Annotated in this window: 16 protein-coding genes and 1 tRNA gene; 10 read left to right on the forward strand and 7 right to left on the reverse strand. The window is 53.4% G+C overall.

Annotated features, from left to right (window positions below):
* Positions 1 to 4: 4 nt before the first annotated feature.
* Genes VV088_RS11985 through VV088_RS11995 form a run of 3 tightly spaced genes read right to left on the reverse strand, consistent with a single transcriptional unit; the run spans position 5 to position 2,379 of the window.
* A complete protein-coding gene (locus tag VV088_RS11985) occupies positions 5 to 1,180 on the reverse strand; it encodes a pyridoxal phosphate-dependent aminotransferase (protein WP_334600948.1) in 1,176 nt (391 codons plus the stop codon).
* A 38-nt stretch (positions 1,181 to 1,218) separates the two neighbouring features.
* A complete protein-coding gene (locus VV088_RS11990) occupies positions 1,219 to 2,007 on the reverse strand; it encodes an SDR family oxidoreductase (RefSeq protein WP_334600949.1) in 789 nt (262 codons plus the stop codon).
* A 33-nt stretch (positions 2,008 to 2,040) separates the two neighbouring features.
* Positions 2,041 to 2,379, reverse strand: a complete 339-nt coding sequence (locus tag VV088_RS11995; RefSeq protein WP_334600950.1) for a hypothetical protein — start codon at positions 2,377 to 2,379, stop codon at positions 2,041 to 2,043.
* 225 nt (positions 2,380 to 2,604) lie between these two features.
* Between VV088_RS11995 and VV088_RS12000 the strand changes: the two genes are divergently transcribed.
* The 4 genes from VV088_RS12000 (at position 2,605) to VV088_RS12015 (ending at position 5,990) form a co-directional block, all read left to right on the forward strand.
* The gene (locus VV088_RS12000; RefSeq protein ID WP_334600951.1) at positions 2,605 to 3,546 is read left to right on the forward strand and encodes a LysR family transcriptional regulator; all 942 of its coding nucleotides are present in this window, start codon (positions 2,605 to 2,607) and stop codon (positions 3,544 to 3,546) included.
* 171 nt (positions 3,547 to 3,717) lie between these two features.
* Positions 3,718 to 4,452, forward strand: a complete 735-nt coding sequence (locus tag VV088_RS12005; RefSeq protein ID WP_334600952.1) for a gamma-glutamyl-gamma-aminobutyrate hydrolase family protein — start codon at positions 3,718 to 3,720, stop codon at positions 4,450 to 4,452.
* 499 nt (positions 4,453 to 4,951) lie between these two features.
* On the forward strand, positions 4,952 to 5,386 hold the full coding sequence (locus VV088_RS12010; protein WP_334600953.1) for a sensor histidine kinase: 435 nt from the start codon (positions 4,952 to 4,954) through the stop codon (positions 5,384 to 5,386).
* Complete coding sequence (locus tag VV088_RS12015; RefSeq protein ID WP_334600954.1) at positions 5,376 to 5,990, forward strand: response regulator; 615 nt, start codon at positions 5,376 to 5,378, stop codon at positions 5,988 to 5,990. The genes VV088_RS12010 and VV088_RS12015 overlap by 11 nt, the downstream gene beginning before the upstream one ends.
* Positions 5,991 to 6,036: 46 nt before the next feature.
* Here the strand turns inward: VV088_RS12015 and pgsW are convergent, their stop codons facing one another.
* The 3 genes from pgsW to pgsB are packed head-to-tail and all read right to left on the reverse strand — an operon-like array spanning position 6,037 to position 8,584.
* Positions 6,037 to 7,083, reverse strand: coding sequence for a poly-gamma-glutamate system protein (gene pgsW, locus VV088_RS12020; protein ID WP_334600955.1), 1,047 nt, complete (start codon positions 7,081 to 7,083; stop codon positions 6,037 to 6,039).
* Positions 7,080 to 7,499, reverse strand: a complete 420-nt coding sequence (gene pgsC, locus VV088_RS12025) for a poly-gamma-glutamate biosynthesis protein PgsC (RefSeq protein WP_334600956.1) — start codon at positions 7,497 to 7,499, stop codon at positions 7,080 to 7,082. The genes pgsW and pgsC overlap by 4 nt, the downstream gene beginning before the upstream one ends.
* Entirely contained in the window at positions 7,496 to 8,584 is a 1,089-nt protein-coding gene (gene pgsB, locus VV088_RS12030; RefSeq protein WP_334600957.1) for a poly-gamma-glutamate synthase PgsB, read from the reverse strand. Before pgsB ends, pgsC begins: the two co-directional genes overlap by 4 nt.
* A 162-nt stretch (positions 8,585 to 8,746) precedes the next feature.
* Between pgsB and ggt the strand changes: the two genes are divergently transcribed.
* From ggt to VV088_RS12060, 6 genes are all read left to right on the forward strand, one after another.
* The gene (gene ggt / locus VV088_RS12035) at positions 8,747 to 10,441 is read left to right on the forward strand and encodes a gamma-glutamyltransferase (RefSeq protein WP_334600958.1); all 1,695 of its coding nucleotides are present in this window, start codon (positions 8,747 to 8,749) and stop codon (positions 10,439 to 10,441) included.
* A gap of 30 nt (positions 10,442 to 10,471) precedes the next feature.
* Positions 10,472 to 11,104 carry a DUF6305 family protein gene (locus VV088_RS12040; RefSeq protein WP_334600959.1) on the forward strand — a complete coding sequence of 211 codons (633 nt, stop codon included), beginning with the start codon at positions 10,472 to 10,474 and terminating at the stop codon, positions 11,102 to 11,104.
* Between the two features lie 159 nt (positions 11,105 to 11,263).
* On the forward strand, positions 11,264 to 12,538 hold the full coding sequence (locus VV088_RS12045) for a TRAP transporter large permease subunit (RefSeq protein ID WP_334600960.1): 1,275 nt from the start codon (positions 11,264 to 11,266) through the stop codon (positions 12,536 to 12,538).
* A gap of 13 nt (positions 12,539 to 12,551) precedes the next feature.
* Positions 12,552 to 12,698, forward strand: coding sequence for a hypothetical protein (locus VV088_RS12050; RefSeq protein WP_334600961.1), 147 nt, complete (start codon positions 12,552 to 12,554; stop codon positions 12,696 to 12,698).
* Positions 12,699 to 12,711: 13 nt separating this feature from the next.
* Complete coding sequence (locus tag VV088_RS12055) at positions 12,712 to 13,845, forward strand: succinylglutamate desuccinylase (protein ID WP_334600962.1); 1,134 nt, start codon at positions 12,712 to 12,714, stop codon at positions 13,843 to 13,845.
* A 239-nt stretch (positions 13,846 to 14,084) separates the two neighbouring features.
* The gene (locus tag VV088_RS12060) at positions 14,085 to 14,630 is read left to right on the forward strand and encodes a flavodoxin family protein (protein ID WP_334600963.1); all 546 of its coding nucleotides are present in this window, start codon (positions 14,085 to 14,087) and stop codon (positions 14,628 to 14,630) included.
* A gap of 159 nt (positions 14,631 to 14,789) precedes the next feature.
* On the opposite strand, the gene VV088_RS12065 is transcribed toward VV088_RS12060, so the two are convergent.
* A tRNA-Leu gene (locus VV088_RS12065) sits at positions 14,790 to 14,876 on the reverse strand.
* Positions 14,877 to 14,887 lie beyond the last annotated feature (11 nt).

Raw genomic sequence — 14,887 nt, forward strand, 5'->3', positions numbered from 1 at the left:
AAATTTATGAGTTCAGTGCTTCTACTGCTTTGCGGAGCTGTTCACAGCCCGCGGCCACATTTTCATAGCTGTTGGCAAAGGACATCCGCAGATAGCCCTCGCCGCCGGGGCCAAACACGTCGCCGGGCACCAGGGCGATTTTGGCCTTCTCCAACAGGAAAGCGGACAGATCAGAGGATTTCATATTCAAGGACTTGCAGTTGATGAAGATATAGAACGCGCCCTTGGGGCATTCACAGTGCAGGCCGGGGATCTCATTGATGGCCTTGACGGCGTAGTCCCGGCGGCGCTGGTACTCCTTCACCATCTCCTTCACCTCGTCCCCCTCCTCGTTGAGGGCGGCGATGGCCGCCGCCTGAACGAAGCTGGGGGCGCAGGTGGTGTTGTGCTGATGGAACTTGTTCATGGCCAAGATATATTCCTCAGGAGCGGCCACATAGCCCAGCCGCCAGCCGTCCATGGCGTAGGCCTTAGACATGCCGTTCATGGTGAAGGTGCGCTCCTTCATCCCAGGCAGAGAGGCGATGCTGATGTGCTTGGCCCCGTCGTAGACCAGCCGCTCGTAGACCTCGTCGGAGATGACCATCAGGTCGTTTTGCACCGCAATCTCAGACAGCTCCCTGAGTACGTCCTCAGACAGCACGCCCCCGGTAGGGTTATTGGGGGTGATGATGACAATGGCCCGGGTTTTCGGGGTGATCTTGGCCTTGACCTCCTCCAGGTCCATCTGGAAGCCGGTCTCCTCAGTCAGCCCGTACGCAACGGCCTTGGCTCCAAGCAGGTTGGGAACATTGATGTAGTTGAGCCACACCGGGTCCGGGACCAGGATCTCGTCCCCCTCCTCCAGAATGGTGGCCAGGACGGCGAACACCGCCTCGGACAGACCTACAGTGACCAGCACCTCGGACGCCTTATAGTCAACATGGTTCTCCCGCTTCAGCTTGTCCGCAATGGCCTGGCGCAGCTCCATCAGGCCGAAGTTGGAGGTGTAGTGGACCTTCCCCTCGGCCAGGGCCCGCTCCGCCGCCCGTTTGATGTACTCCGGGGTGTCGAAGTCGGGCCGTCCGATCTCAAAGTGGAGGACCTTCTCCCCTGCCCGCTCCATTTCCAACGCCTTCTCGTTGACCTTGCGGATGCCGGACGGCGCCATCCGGTTCATCCGCGCCGCAATTTTTGCCATCGTTCTGTCTCCTCTCATTTGGCACATTTTCTATAAACTCAATAGGCCCCGGTCATCGCGCCGTCCACCAGAATGGTCTGGCCGGAAATATAGGTGTTGGCCTCGGAGCACAGGAAGGCGGCCATACGGCCATATTCGTCCACAGTCCCATACCGGCCCATGGGGAAGGACTTCAAGTCCTCCTTTTCATATTCCGCCGCGGAAATTCCAGCCTTCTCGGCCCGCATGGCGTTCAGACTGGCAATACGGTTGGTACCGATTCGGCCGGGGCCAATCACATTGACCAGGATGTTGTCCTTGCCCACTTCCTTGGCCAGCGTCTTGCTCATGCCCACCACGCCCATCCGCATGGTGTTGGACAGGATCAGGTTGTCCAGGCAGTCCCGGACCGAGGAGCTGGTGGAGTTGACAATCCGGCCCCCGCCCAGGCGGCGCATGGAGGGCAGCACGGCCCGGATCGCGCGGATGTAGGACAGCAGACACATCTCGAAGGCGCTTGTCCAGTCCGCATCGTCAAAACTGTCAAAGGGACCGGGCTTGGGGCCGGGGCCCATGTTGACCAGGGCGTAGATATCCCCCAGTATCTGAACGGTGTGGTCCACCAACGCCTGGATATCCTCCGCCTTGTTCACGTCGCACACAAATGTCTCGGGACGATTGCCCGTCTCCCGCTCAATGTCCGCCTGGGCGGCGGCCAGCCGCTCCGCGTTGTGGCCGCTGAGCATAACTCTGGCGCCCTCCCGGGCCAGCTCCGCGGCGATCCCCTTGCCCAGACCGGCGGCGGACGCCATGCACAAAACTACCTTACCACTCAAGCCGAGATCCATAATAATACCTCCTCAATCGGTTGATGGAATTGCTTACATCGGAAGAATGTTCAATCGGTCAATCTTCCCGTCCTCTGTCACCGAGGAGAGATATGCCACCACCGGCACCACTCTTTCGTGGTACACGATAAAATACCAGGCCACATTCTCCTCCATAAATTTCACCCCGCTGATGGGGAAGGGACCGCCGTTGTACCCGAATTTGTGGTGGAACATCATCTCCACCGCCATCTTCCCCGACAGGTGCAGGGTGTCCTCTCCCACCTGCGTCCAGGAGGAATCGTGAAGGATACCATCCTTGGAAAACAGGTCAGCCAGAGCGCATTCGTCACCTTTGCGCATACAATCAATATACTGTTCCAATAACGTCATGCCGGCGCCTCCTTAAAACCGCTCGGAGTGCATCAGCGCGTCGATGCCTCCGTCTACGAGTGGTGCCTCCGGTAATCACATAGACTCCCATTTGGGTTGCACTCCTTTCAAAATGTCTTGCGTTTTGGTTTTCCCTCTGATATTATTTAGCCACAAAGCTGCGAAAAAGTAAAATACGAAAAACTTAAAGACGTTATATCTGTTTTCGTATAGGAGGACAGCAAAATGACGAATTATAGAGAATACATTTATGCAGTCTATCAGGAAAAAAGTTTCTCCAAGGCAGCGAAAAAACTATATGTCTCCCAGCCCTGGCTGAGCGCCACCATCAAAAAGGCGGAGCAGGAGCTGGGCCTGGCCCTGTTTGACCGCAGCACCAATCCGATTTCACCGACCGAAGCGGGACGGTATTACATCGAGAAATTGGAAGAAATTGCGGCAATTGAGGCGGAGATGAGCGAGCATTTCAAGCAAATGAGGGATGTGGGGCGCACAGAGCTTCACATCGGCAGCTCCATGTTTTTCTGCACCTACGTCCTGCCTGCTTTGATGGAGGATTTTCGTTTGCAATACCCTCAAGTGACATTGACTTTTACTGAGGGTGGAAACAAGACGCTTTTGGAAAAGCTTCTGAACGGACGTCTGGATTTTCTCCTGGAGGCAGAACGGCCTGCCAATAGCCGGATTCACTCCATCCCCTGGGCCTCGGAAGAAATTGTGCTGGCTGTCCCCGCCAGGAACCCCGTCAACAAAGAATTGGATCCATATCGCTATTCCTTTGAAGCGTTTCTGGATCGCATACAGACCGGCCGCCGCCGTCCGCCAGTCCCCCTGGAGGCATTTGCGCAGGAAGACTTTCTCCTTTTGAAAGAAGGAAACGATATTCATCAGCGCAGCCTTCAGCTGTGCAAAAATGCCGGGTTTACTCCTCATGTATCACTGTATCTGGCTCAAATGATGACAGCCTACTATCTGGTGCTGGAAGGGCAGGGGATCACATTTCTCCGCTCCACCATTCCGGCGCATGTAATCCCAACCGACAAGGTGGTTTTTTATCAGCTGAACGATTCTTTGGCCGTGCGAAGCATCTATCTTTCCTACACCCAACGCGATGCAAATCCAGTGAAACAGCACTTAATTGATTTTATGAAAGACAATATTGTTTGATTGGAACCCGTTGTGCCAAACAGATCAATCGGTTTGGCGCAGCGGGTTTTGTGGAGTTTCTATAAAGATTATACGAAAATAGATATAACCTTATTAAGTGATTCGTCTTTGATGTTTTGGCCAAAGCGTCTTAATATGATCAACAGCAGCCACAATAAGGAGGGACATCGTGTGAAGAACATTTTAATTGCTGGTCCTGCAGAGGACCCATTCCATATACCGCAAATTACAAAAGCTGCTGTTGAGAACAGCGGGGGACAGACATTTTTCAGCTTGGACCCATCCGATCTTACGGCTTGTGACGGATTGATTCTTCCCGGCGGATTGCCCGATATTGCCCCCGCCAACTACGGGGAACGAAATGTTTCCTGTCATACGATAGAACCGGAGCTTGACATTGCACAATTCAGAATGCTGGATACTGCAGTGGCCTTAAACAAGCCCATTCTTGGAATATGCCGGGGGCATCAGCTCATCAACGTCTATTTTGGAGGCACGTTGATTCAGGATATAGCGGAGCTGGAAGTACACCGCTTTGTTCCGGATGCAGAGACGCTGCACGATTCCGTCTGCGTTCCAGGCACACCGCTTTACCAGCTCTACGGAGCCGGAGGAGTCATTAATACCAAGCATCACCAGGCGGTTAAAAAAGTGGCAAAACCCTTCCAAATTGCCCAACTTTGGTTTGCTCTCGGTATTTCCAAACAGAAAGCGAAGCGCTTTTTATCTCACATCCAAAACAACAAACATGCAGATGGCACGGATCAGTGTATGGTGGAGGCCATTGTACATCGGAACAAACCGATCCTCGGCCTTCAGTGGCACCCGGAATATATGATAGCTTCCCCCAGTCCTGGTACAGTGGACGCTAAGAAGATATTCGATTACTTTATCTCACTATTATGATCGAAATCACGTATCACAAAAAGACGCTGATTTTAGGCGTGCTTCTGCTTCTGTATGCGCTCTTATGTCCGTTGTTTTTGACCGAACACACGCTCAGGATTTACAGCACCTTTCGACAGGCGCTGGATGAAGACAAAATCCATCTTCTGTTCCTCTGTGTGCTTAAAGTAGTTGTTCTGAATTGTCTGCGGTCGATCCCCAATTATTTGGGGAGCTTCCTCCTGACAGAGTCCCTTGATCTCTTTTATAACGGAAAAAAACGTTCCTTCCTCTCCAATTTGATCCCGTTATGCATCATACCCTCCATCTATTTTCTGGTTGAACCGCTGTACGGTATTCAATACAGCTGAACACGATCCAGGGCTTAACAGATTTGTCCCAAATGATGGAAGCTAATCCACAGATTTCGGAGTATCTCTCCCGCATTTCCCATGCGTCGGAGCACATATCCACCATGGTTTCCGACATTCTGAACGAGGACAACCGGAGTCATGTTTCTATGGAGGACCTGTTTCACTCCATTTTGATGAACAGCAGCAGCTTTTTGCCCGATGATATTCTGAACGTCCATTTAAACTGCCCTAATGCAGTGATTGCGGTCAATCAGATACGGATGGTCCGGGCGGTGGTCAATCTATTGGGAAACGCACAGAAAGCTGTAGACGCAAAGACCGGAGTCATCCGCCTCAGCGCGGAATCCTCCGAGGGACATGTCCAAATCTGCGTAGAAGACAACGGGATTGGTATGGAACCGGAACAGCTAACATGTGCGTTTGAGATCGGTTGGTCCGGTACTGGCTCTACAGGAATGGGGCTGGGCTATGTCAGGCAGGAAGTGGAACGGCAAAACGGGACAATCCGCCTGGAAAGCACGCCAGGCCAAGGAACCCGCGCAGTGATTCGTTTAAAGGAGGCAATGTGTGATGCCCCATAATATCTCAATTCTGGCAATTGACGATGATCCAGGCACCTTATACACACTGGGCCAGATATGCCAATATCAGAACTGGAAGCCTCTCTTAGCTCGTTCTTATCCAGAGGCGGATGCAGTCCTGAGCGACACTGTGCCTTTTTTAATCCTGGTGGACTACCACATGCCCAGTGTAGATGGACTTTCTGCCGTTGCCAGGATACGCAAGAAACTGCCGAAAACACCCATCCTTGTGTTGACTGGCGATGAAAAGGCATCCGTTATGGAACGTTTTATTGCCGCTGGCGCTAACGACTATGCGCTCAAACCCATTCGGGCGCTGGACCTGATTTCCAGAATCAATGTATATCTCCAGTTTCATCAGAAGTCCAGGTTCTATACCGACTATGAGAAAAACATAGCCCCCAATACCTTGAACATTATTGAGGACTACTTAAAGGCACAATCTGATTTTGTGTCCATTGACCAGATCGTAGACGGGACACAGTTGAAAAAGAAAACCGCATATCGTTATCTGCAGTACCTGATTGACAAAAATCTGGTGGAAACACGGGCGATTTACGGCGGAAAAGGAAGACCCAGCGTCCAACACAAGTGGCGGACATAGCAGCGGCGCTCAGACAGTCTCCGGTCTGAGCGTCGTTTATTCCTGTTCAAAGCGGCATCCGCTTTACGGTTCCCTTAACTGCCCATACGAGCACAAACGTCCCTGCCGCAAGTGTCATCCATACCAGCGGAAGGGATACGGTCTGGTCATAGTACACCATTCCCTCTCCAGGCTGCGGCATTGGAATCGGGTCTACCGGCAGACCATATTGTGGAAACAGCTTTTTCAAGTTCAACAAATGAATCACAGGAATACCCTGATCCAGATACCGGCCAATCAGTCCCTGTCCATCAGAGCCGCTCCTAAGCAGCCCGCTGCCGCCATCATAAGCGGTGCTGCCCCCTGTGGAGACCAAATTACCACCCACATTAACAAAGCAGGCAACCGTTCCATAACAATCCAAACGAGCTTGTATATTTTCCTCCAGATCGTCCATTTCCCAACATGAATAGCCCATCCTGGCCAAGCGGGTGCGAATCGCCGTCTTCACTTCCTCCGAAAATTCCAGCCCCTGGTCGTTAGCGCCTCCGAAGGAAATAAAATCGCTTCTGCGGTGGATATACCCCTCTGCAAAGAGGACAGATTCCATATCGGAATAGGTGAACTCCTCCAAATTTGCCCCATAGGCAGACGCACCTACGCTGCTGAACACCGTGCCCTCCAGCTCCATGGCGTCCATAGCACATAAAACCGCCAGGTTCAGAGCAGGAAAGGAAGCGGAACAGTTTACTGCGATCCGATCTCCCGGCCTGACCCCGGCATCATACAGCAGGCGCACAACCAAGGCCGCTGCATTCGGGTTGACTGAGGTGCGCTTTGCCTCCAAATCACCCAATGTAGTGGTGATGGAGGTAAGGTAATCGCCAATCAGTCCCGTTTCGTTAGGATCATCCGCATTGTGGATGGACAGACCCCGGCTTATTTTTTCCGCCTTGACTGCTGCAAAGGCAGCCTGTGCCCGATCAGCGGCGGCCAGCATGTTGTCATACTCAGTCCTAGGCCGCCAGCTCCGGGAACATAATATCAGGACGAGTCCTAAAACCATCACCACTGCCGCAGCAATCAGCCCCGTGCTTCGTCTGTACTCGTTCACAGCCATGCCACCCCCAAGGCCATGCCAGCCAGTACGATAAACACGGTAACAATAACAGCGGCGGCCAACGTTTTTAAAACGCCTTGCCGCTCCATATCCCGGCCAAGCAGACCCGGTACCAAGTATCCAATCGTTCCAATCATTCCAACGCCTGACATACCCAGCGCCATTTTTGCAAGCATACCTGTGGCTATAAATACAAAGTACCGCCGGCGTCCATACAGGATCATCCATCGGGAGCACAGACGTACAATACCCATACAGAAAAACGCCAGAAGGACGGTAGCCGCGATCCGTTCCGGATCGTAGATGTAAAGAGCCAGGTATGCTGGAACGATCAGACCTCCCGGAGACAGATCGGTCAGCTCTGTAAACAGGACTGCGGCAATAATTCCGCCAAAAACAATTTCGTTCATCGAACAGCCCTCCCCTTCTCCAGCGCCTGGATCATTTGATAGCCCTCTCCTTTGATGCTGCCCACTCCAACCAGCAATGAATTGGATGGTACCTTCTCAATACATTCCCGCCAGGACCGCAGGGAGATAATGGGCGCTGTTCTTCCTTTTAGAAACCTTCGAAGCAAATGCGCTCCCTTTCCAGTACAGTAAATGGCTGCGTTTGGGTATAGCGGGAAAAAGTGACGGCAAAACAGCAGAAGACGGTCCGGCCGGTCATAGCGGTGATGAAACAGGAAGGCCAAAGGACGGTCTGAGTTCCATTCTTCCAAAATCAAACGTGTGGAGTCTGGGTCATTCACACTGAACAGATTCAGAAAATGGCCGCCCCCTGGCAGGCAATAGCTCCACTGTGAGCCAAAGTCCTGCTTATAGTACGTTTGAATTCCCCGCTCAGCCTGTTCTTTGGATACACCCAATTGTTCTGCGACCAAAAGGGCGGTTTGAACATTTTCCCGGGCTGTTCCATTTGTCCCGCACAGAATCAGCCGGGCTCCATTCGCCTCACAATATGGCTGCATAAGTTGGGCGGTTCTTTCGTCCGCTGTATAGACGGTCCCATTTCGCGGAACTGTGACCGAGAAGGATTGCGCAACCTCCTCAAGTGTTTCTCCCAGTTCAAACATATGATCCCGGCGAACATTGGTGATCACGGTAATTTCGCTTTGAACAATTTGCTCCTGGCAGATCCGTTGAAGCTCCGGTTGAACCGCCATACACTCTAAAATCACGATTTGCGCCCGTTGTTGATGCGCTTTCCGCAGCATCTTCAGCTGCTCATGGACATTGGCAGGCCCCCACCGGCGGATTGGGTGTTCTGTACCGTCAATTCCAATCCAAACCGGGTCTGTCCCAGTTGTTTTGGTAAAAACCTGGTACTTTGTCCGCAGGGCAGCATCCAGCAAACGGCAGGTGGAGGTCTTGCCTCGAATCCCGTTGACATGAATCACAGCCAGAAAATCCTTTTGCTGTCGGTCATGAATTACTTTTTCTAACATCCATGCTGTCATCATCAAACTTGTCGTGATCAGCAGCGGCCAAAACATAGAAACACCTCCGATTCTTGTTCAGTATAGCACAGCTTTTTTCTTCCGCATATAAAAAGTCAGACAAAAATGCTGAGAAAAATGAGATTAACTATCTTTCCCGCTTTGTACCCATATATAATCAGACCGTCGTACAACAAAATGGTTTGATGAGGTGGACGTATGAAACTGAAGCGAATGCTATCCAGCGGTCTTTGCTGTTTGCTGTGCGGATGTGCAGCGGCTCCTTCTGCGGTTGATACCGCAGCGGCAGGAGCATACATCGAAGTCCCGGCACAATATCGGGCCTGGAATGAAGACGGGGCGAATCAGGATCACCTGCGCACTGCTCAGGGCGAAGGCGGCGCAGTTGTCGCCCTGAAATACGAAGGGGCGCGTATTGGACTTGACATTCTGACCCAAGGCGGCAACGCAGTCGATGCAGCTGTGGCGGTGTCCTTTGCGCTGGGTGTCTGTGAGCCTTATGATTCCGGTCTGGGCGGTGGAGGTATGGCGACCTACTATTGTGCAGAAACCGGACAGAGCAGCTTTCTGAACTTCCGTGAAACGACCCCAGCGGCCCAAACGTCTCTTGTGGACGGTGATGGTCTGGAACATCAATCACTCCAGATCGGAGTACCCGGTCAAGTGGCCGGCATCTATACGCTGTGGGAGCAGTATGGCTCCATGCCTTGGGAACAGCTGCTCCAGCCTGCAATTCAACTTGCGCGGCAGGGTTATGAAGTAACGCCTAATATGTTGGGTGCGATTGAACTGATCTATGGAGACATCGCGGACCAACCAGAGCTGTCAGAAATTTATCTGAGAGATGGACTTCCGCCCCAGGTCGGGGATGTAATTCAAAATGAACCATTGGCCCAAACTCTGGAGGCGATTGCACACAGCGGCCCTTCCGCTTTTTATCAGGACATTGCCCCGGATATGGAAACAGCGGTCCGGTTATCCGGCGGATATTTAACCGCTGATGATTTATTGAGCTACCAACCCTTTGCGGAGGAACCAGCCAAGGGAACGTATCGCGGCTATCAAATCATATCGTCTCCTTACGGAGGAAGCTGCCTGATTGAGGCGTTAAACTTACTGGAAATACTTCCGGTCCAGCCAGCAGGCAGTTTGGAGCAGCTGGACCAAATGGCCAACGTGCAGATGCAGGTATTTACCGACCGGGGCCAGTACATGGCGGACACCCGGTTTGTGGAGGTTCCCATCTCCGGCATTACCAACAAGGACTACGCCGCCAAGCTGGCAGGCAAGCTGGATATGAGCCAGGCGCAGACCTTCCTGTATGACGATCCCTGGCCCTATGTGGACGACCACTACAACACCACTGGCTACGAGGTGGCGGACAAGGAGGGCAATATGGTGGCCGTCACCAAGACTCTGAATTACTGGTGGGGCTCCGAGGTCTATGTGGAGGACTATGGCTTCTTTATGAATGATCAGATGGACGACTTTGTCACCGGCAAACAGTCCGCTAACTCTGTGGAACCTGGCAAAGCCCCCCTGTCCTCCATCTCCCCCACTGTAGTTCTGGACGCTGAAGGCAAGCCTTTCGCTGTGCTGGCCTCCCCTGGCGGCTCTGCCATCTACCCCTGCATCGCGCAGCTCATCCTGAACATGACCGATTACGATATGTCTCTGGAGGAGGCGTTCCTGGCTCCCCGTGTCATCTGCAATGGCTTTGAGTTTACTTACGACAAGCTGAGCAAGGAAACCGTGGAGGAGCTGAAGGCCCTGGGCCATGAGAACATTCTGGAAAACACCTTCCCGTCCCCCAGCGGCATCCGCTATGCAGACGGCAAGCTGGAGGGCATTGTAAACGAGGCCAATCCTGACGGCGCTGCTGTCGGTTTCTAATGACAATATGTTGAAAGGAGAACAAATCCCATGAAAAACCTGATTACTGCTCTGCTTTGCGCTGTGCTGACGCTTTCCCTGCTCGCCTCCTGTGGAGGCGGCGGCAACGCCGGCAGCAGCAAGGCCAACAATTCCGCGAATCCGTCCAGCGGCAGCACAGTTGACGCGGAGCTGCCCGAGCTGACCGGCGGCTTTGAGACTCCTATCCTGCTCACCTCCGCTGGCCAGAGTGCCGATTCCGATATTATCAAGACCCTTTGCACCAAGGCTAATATCACGGTAGATCTGGAAAACCAAGCCACCGCTGATCATCTGGACGGCGTGAAAACCCTGTTGATCTCGGTTGGCGGTTCCTCCAAAGGGCTGGGTGCAGCCGGAATCGACGCTGACCAGGAAATTGCCCGGGTCCAAGACCTGATTCAGGCTGCTCAGGACGCTGACATTAAAATCATTGCCATGCACGTAGGCGGTGCTCCCCGCCGGGGCGACCTGTCCGACAAGTTCCTGCCTGACCCCTTCAATGCGGCTGATGCTGCGGTGGTAGTTTCTGGCGGCGATACTGACTGTGTGATTCGCAGTCTGCTTGCCGCCAACCGCGTCCCCACCGCCTATGTGGACAGTCAAGCCGACTGTATCGGCTGCTTGACCACCCTGTTCAGCTGACCTTAGCCCGCTCTTCCGGCAAAAAGGCCCCGCAGCCATTTGAAATGCTAGAATGGCGATTCCGATGGCTGCGGGGCCCTTCTATGCCGGAGGACATAGAATGAGTGTTGTCCGCTCCAAAAGACGCCAACGAAAATAACACGAAAGCGAGGTCGTTCCATGAACCTTCAACTGATTACTTTTCTGGTTATGGTGGCCATATTCATGCTGGGATGTTTCTTGTTCAAGCTGCCGGTCAGCGTATCTCTGATGCTGTCCTCCATAGGTGGAGCTTTGGCAGCCAGCGAGGGGGGCCCCATCCGCCACTTTGTAGAGGGCACGTTCTCTTACATCGATACCATCCTTATCATTTGCAGCGCCATGATCTTTATGAAAGTCATTGAGGACTCCGGCGCACTGGATGCCCTTTGTTCTTTGATTATTCGGAAATTTCACAAATACCCAGCCTTGTTGCTGATCTTCATTATGTTTGTCATTATGTTTCCTGGCATGATTACCGGCTCATCGACCGCCGCAGTTCTCTCTGGCGGCTCCATCATGGCGCCTGTTCTGCTCACTATGGGAATTGATCCTGTCAGCACCGCCGCAATTATCGCCGTGGGTGGACTGATGGGCATGGTAGCCCCGCCGGTCAATCTGCCCGCCATGATCATCGGCGGCGGGATCGACACCCCCTTTGCCGGCTTTGGTCTTCCGCTGGTACTGCTGGCTTTCCCGGTCGCTATCTTTTCTGTTCTGTTCCTGGGCCTGAAATCAGTACGCCAGATGGACTATGAAAAAGTGGCCCCGACCTTGAACCAGGAGTTGTCCAGCCAGTACGGCTTCCGCATCTATCTTCCCATCTTGCTGCTGGTCATTTTGATGTGCCTGACCAAAATTGCAAAGGTCATCCCTGACGTAGGTATGCCTGTCATGTTCCTGGTCAGCGCCGCCTTAGGCTTGTTTACCGGAAAGAAGGTCAAGGTGCTGGATGCAGTGCAGGAGGCCGTCCATACCGCTCTGCCTGTCATGGGTATTTTGATGGGGGTAGGTATGTTTATCCAGATCATGACACTGACCGGCGTACGCGGATTCATTGTTTCGGTCTGCCTGGGGCTGCCAGCCCAGCTGCTGTATCTGGCGGCTGCCGTCTCCATCCCTCTCTTTGGCGCAGTTTCCTCCTTCGGTGCAGCAAGTGTGTTGGGGGTGCCGTTCACCCTCGCGTTCCTGAATGGCAATACCATTGTGACCATTGCCGGTCTGTCCCTGATTGCCTCGCTGGGCGACATGATGCCTCCCACCGCCCTGGCTGGTATCTTTGCGGCCAAGGTTACACCCGGAGTGGACAATTATACCTCCGTATTGAAACGCTGCATGGTTCCAATGGCCGCTGTTATGGTATGGGGCCTGGTTTTTGTAATATTCTCCAGCCGAATCGCTGGTCTGATTGGATAGGAGGACGACAACGATGATGACACTACTATACCGGCTGATTGCCCTGCTCCTATTGATTTTTGTGGGCCGCGACTTTATGAAAGAGGAGGCGCCGTCGCGGAAAATCAACGCATGTATGGTGATGGCTCCTTTGGTACTGCGTGTGCTGATGATCAAATGAAAGGAGACCCATTATGCTGGAAAAAATCAGAGCGCAAAAGACGCTGATTACCGCTTTATGTCTCATTGTGACGCTTGCGGTTACCATAGCAGCTGGCATGGACTTTTACCAGTTCCGCAACTATCAGGAACTCATTCTCCCGGGGGAGGGCGTGACCGGCAGCTTTATGCTCAGTGAATACCTCCCCGCCTTAGAGGGCACCTATGGCGACACCACGGTCTATGTGATGGAGGGCAAGACAGATGGCCCTAGTATGCTGGTGCTGGGTGGAACTCACCCAAACGAACCCGCTGGACACATGGCCGCGATTGCCTTGGTGGAGCACTGCACGGTGGATGCAGGGACTCTCTATGTAATTCCTCGCGCCAACAACAGCGCGTTTACTCACAATGACGCACAGGAAGCGTCCCCCCACTTCTACCATATCCAGACGGCCAGCGGCAACCGGGCCTTCGTGTTTGGGTCCCGCGCCACCAACCCTCTGGATCAGTGGCCTGACCCCGATGTCTATACTCATCAGCCCTCGGGACAGAGTCTTTCCGGCAGCGAGACCCGAAACTTGAACCGAGGCTATCCCGGCGTGGCGGACGGAAACATGACTGAGCGGGCCTGCTACGCCATTACCGAGTTGATTCAGGACAAGGGGATTGACATTACTGTGGACCTGCATGAATCCTCCCCGGAATACCCCACCATCAACGCCATGGTGGCCCATGAAAGCGCCATGGAGCTGGCCTCCAACGCGCTGCTGGATATGATGCTGGACGGCGTGCTGATCAGCCTGGAACCCTCGCCCCCTACCCTCCACGGCTTGACCCACCGGGAACTGGGTGATTTTACCGATACCCTCCCCGTCCTGATGGAGACCGCAAATCCTTCCCACGGACGTCTGCGCGGCGCAACCAATGAGGAACTGGTCCTGACCGGAAAGGACCCCTACTATCTGAAGGCGGCGGCAAATGGATACGTTTGGGTGCCATATGATGAGAGCGGTGTGTCCATTGAAGAACGTGTTGCACGCCATTTGACTGGCATTCATTACCTCTGCGAGGAATATGGTACGCTCTATGGCGAGACGTTGTCCATTGTTGGTATTCCCAGCTATGATGAGCTACTCAATGGCAGTTTGAGTGACTACCTGAACTAATTGGATCCATATACACTGTGCCCAACCAGAATCAATTTCCGGTTGGGCAAGGTATTTTGCACGCAGACGCGAGTTGATCCTTGATCTGCAAACCGCCTTTCAGGAGGGGGCCTTCTTCTTATATGAAAAACGATATAATGTTATTAAGTAATTCGTATTTGCTTTAGAACGGCGCCTGCTCATATAATAGTACCATAAAAACGCCGCAGCCTGCGGCAAAAATTGAGGAGGCAATCTATATGAGCAAGAACATCGTAGTCATTACAGGAAGTCCCCGGAAAAACGGCAACAGCTTTGCCATGACTGACGCATTTATCCAGGCAGCCCAGGCCAAGGGACATACCGTCACCCGGTTTGACGCCGCCATGATGAAGATCGGGGGCTGCCGCGCCTGCGAGACCTGCTACAAAACCGGCAAGGCCTGCTCCTTCGACGACGATTTCAACACCATCGCCCCCGCCATTCTGGAGGCCGACGCCGTAGTTTTCACTATGCCCGTCTACTGGTACTCCATTCCCGCTCAGATCAAAGGCGTCATCGACCGGCTGTTCGCCTTTGTAGTGGGCGGCAAGGACATTGCGGGCAAGGAGTGCGCCATGATCGTCTGTTGTGAGGAGGAGGCGATGGATGTGATGGACGGAGTCCGGATTCCCCTGGAACGCTCCGCCGCGCTGATGAAGTGGAAGATGGTGGGCGAAGTGCTGGTACCCGGGGTCCTCAACACCGGCGATATCGAAAAGACAGACGGCTGCGCCCAAGCAGCTGCTCTGGCAGAGAAATTTTAATTCCAGACCTGCTAAACCTGCTGGGGCCGCAAACACTACGCGGGTCCCGCTAGCTAATGCAAAAAAATCAATGCCGGGGCCGCTCTATGAGGGGGGAGAACTGGCCGAACGCAAAGAAAAACCGGGTCCCTCAAAGTTGAGGAATCCAGTCATTCCAAGTGGTGCCGGTGGGGGGACTCGAACCCCCACGATGTCGCCATCGGCGGATTTTGAATCCGCTACGTCTACCAATTCCATCACACCGGCAGGTACGTATG

Origin of the sequence: Lawsonibacter sp. JLR.KK007 (assembly GCF_036941135.1) — a bacterium.
Classification (GTDB): Bacteria; Bacillota; Clostridia; order Oscillospirales; family Oscillospiraceae; genus Lawsonibacter.

Bases quoted from the DNA above. Each gene is read 5' to 3' on its own strand.
- VV088_RS11985 (WP_334600948.1), bottom strand. From the start codon at position 1,180: ATGGCAAAAATTGCGGCGCGGATGAACCGGATGGCGCCGTCCGGCATC.
- VV088_RS11990 (WP_334600949.1), bottom strand. From the start codon at position 2,007: ATGGATCTCGGCTTGAGTGGTAAGGTAGTTTTGTGCATGGCGTCCGCC.
- VV088_RS11995 (WP_334600950.1), bottom strand. From the start codon at position 2,379: ATGACGTTATTGGAACAGTATATTGATTGTATGCGCAAAGGTGACGAA.
- VV088_RS12000 (WP_334600951.1), top strand. From the start codon at position 2,605: ATGACGAATTATAGAGAATACATTTATGCAGTCTATCAGGAAAAAAGT.
- VV088_RS12010 (WP_334600953.1), top strand. From the start codon at position 4,952: ATGGAGGACCTGTTTCACTCCATTTTGATGAACAGCAGCAGCTTTTTG.
- VV088_RS12015 (WP_334600954.1), top strand. From the start codon at position 5,376: ATGCCCCATAATATCTCAATTCTGGCAATTGACGATGATCCAGGCACC.
- pgsC (WP_334600956.1), bottom strand. From the start codon at position 7,499: ATGAACGAAATTGTTTTTGGCGGAATTATTGCCGCAGTCCTGTTTACA.
- pgsB (WP_334600957.1), bottom strand. From the start codon at position 8,584: ATGTTTTGGCCGCTGCTGATCACGACAAGTTTGATGATGACAGCATGG.
- ggt (WP_334600958.1), top strand. From the start codon at position 8,747: ATGAAACTGAAGCGAATGCTATCCAGCGGTCTTTGCTGTTTGCTGTGC.
- VV088_RS12040 (WP_334600959.1), top strand. From the start codon at position 10,472: ATGAAAAACCTGATTACTGCTCTGCTTTGCGCTGTGCTGACGCTTTCC.
- VV088_RS12045 (WP_334600960.1), top strand. From the start codon at position 11,264: ATGAACCTTCAACTGATTACTTTTCTGGTTATGGTGGCCATATTCATG.
- VV088_RS12050 (WP_334600961.1), top strand. From the start codon at position 12,552: ATGATGACACTACTATACCGGCTGATTGCCCTGCTCCTATTGATTTTT.
- VV088_RS12055 (WP_334600962.1), top strand. From the start codon at position 12,712: ATGCTGGAAAAAATCAGAGCGCAAAAGACGCTGATTACCGCTTTATGT.
- VV088_RS12060 (WP_334600963.1), top strand. From the start codon at position 14,085: ATGAGCAAGAACATCGTAGTCATTACAGGAAGTCCCCGGAAAAACGGC.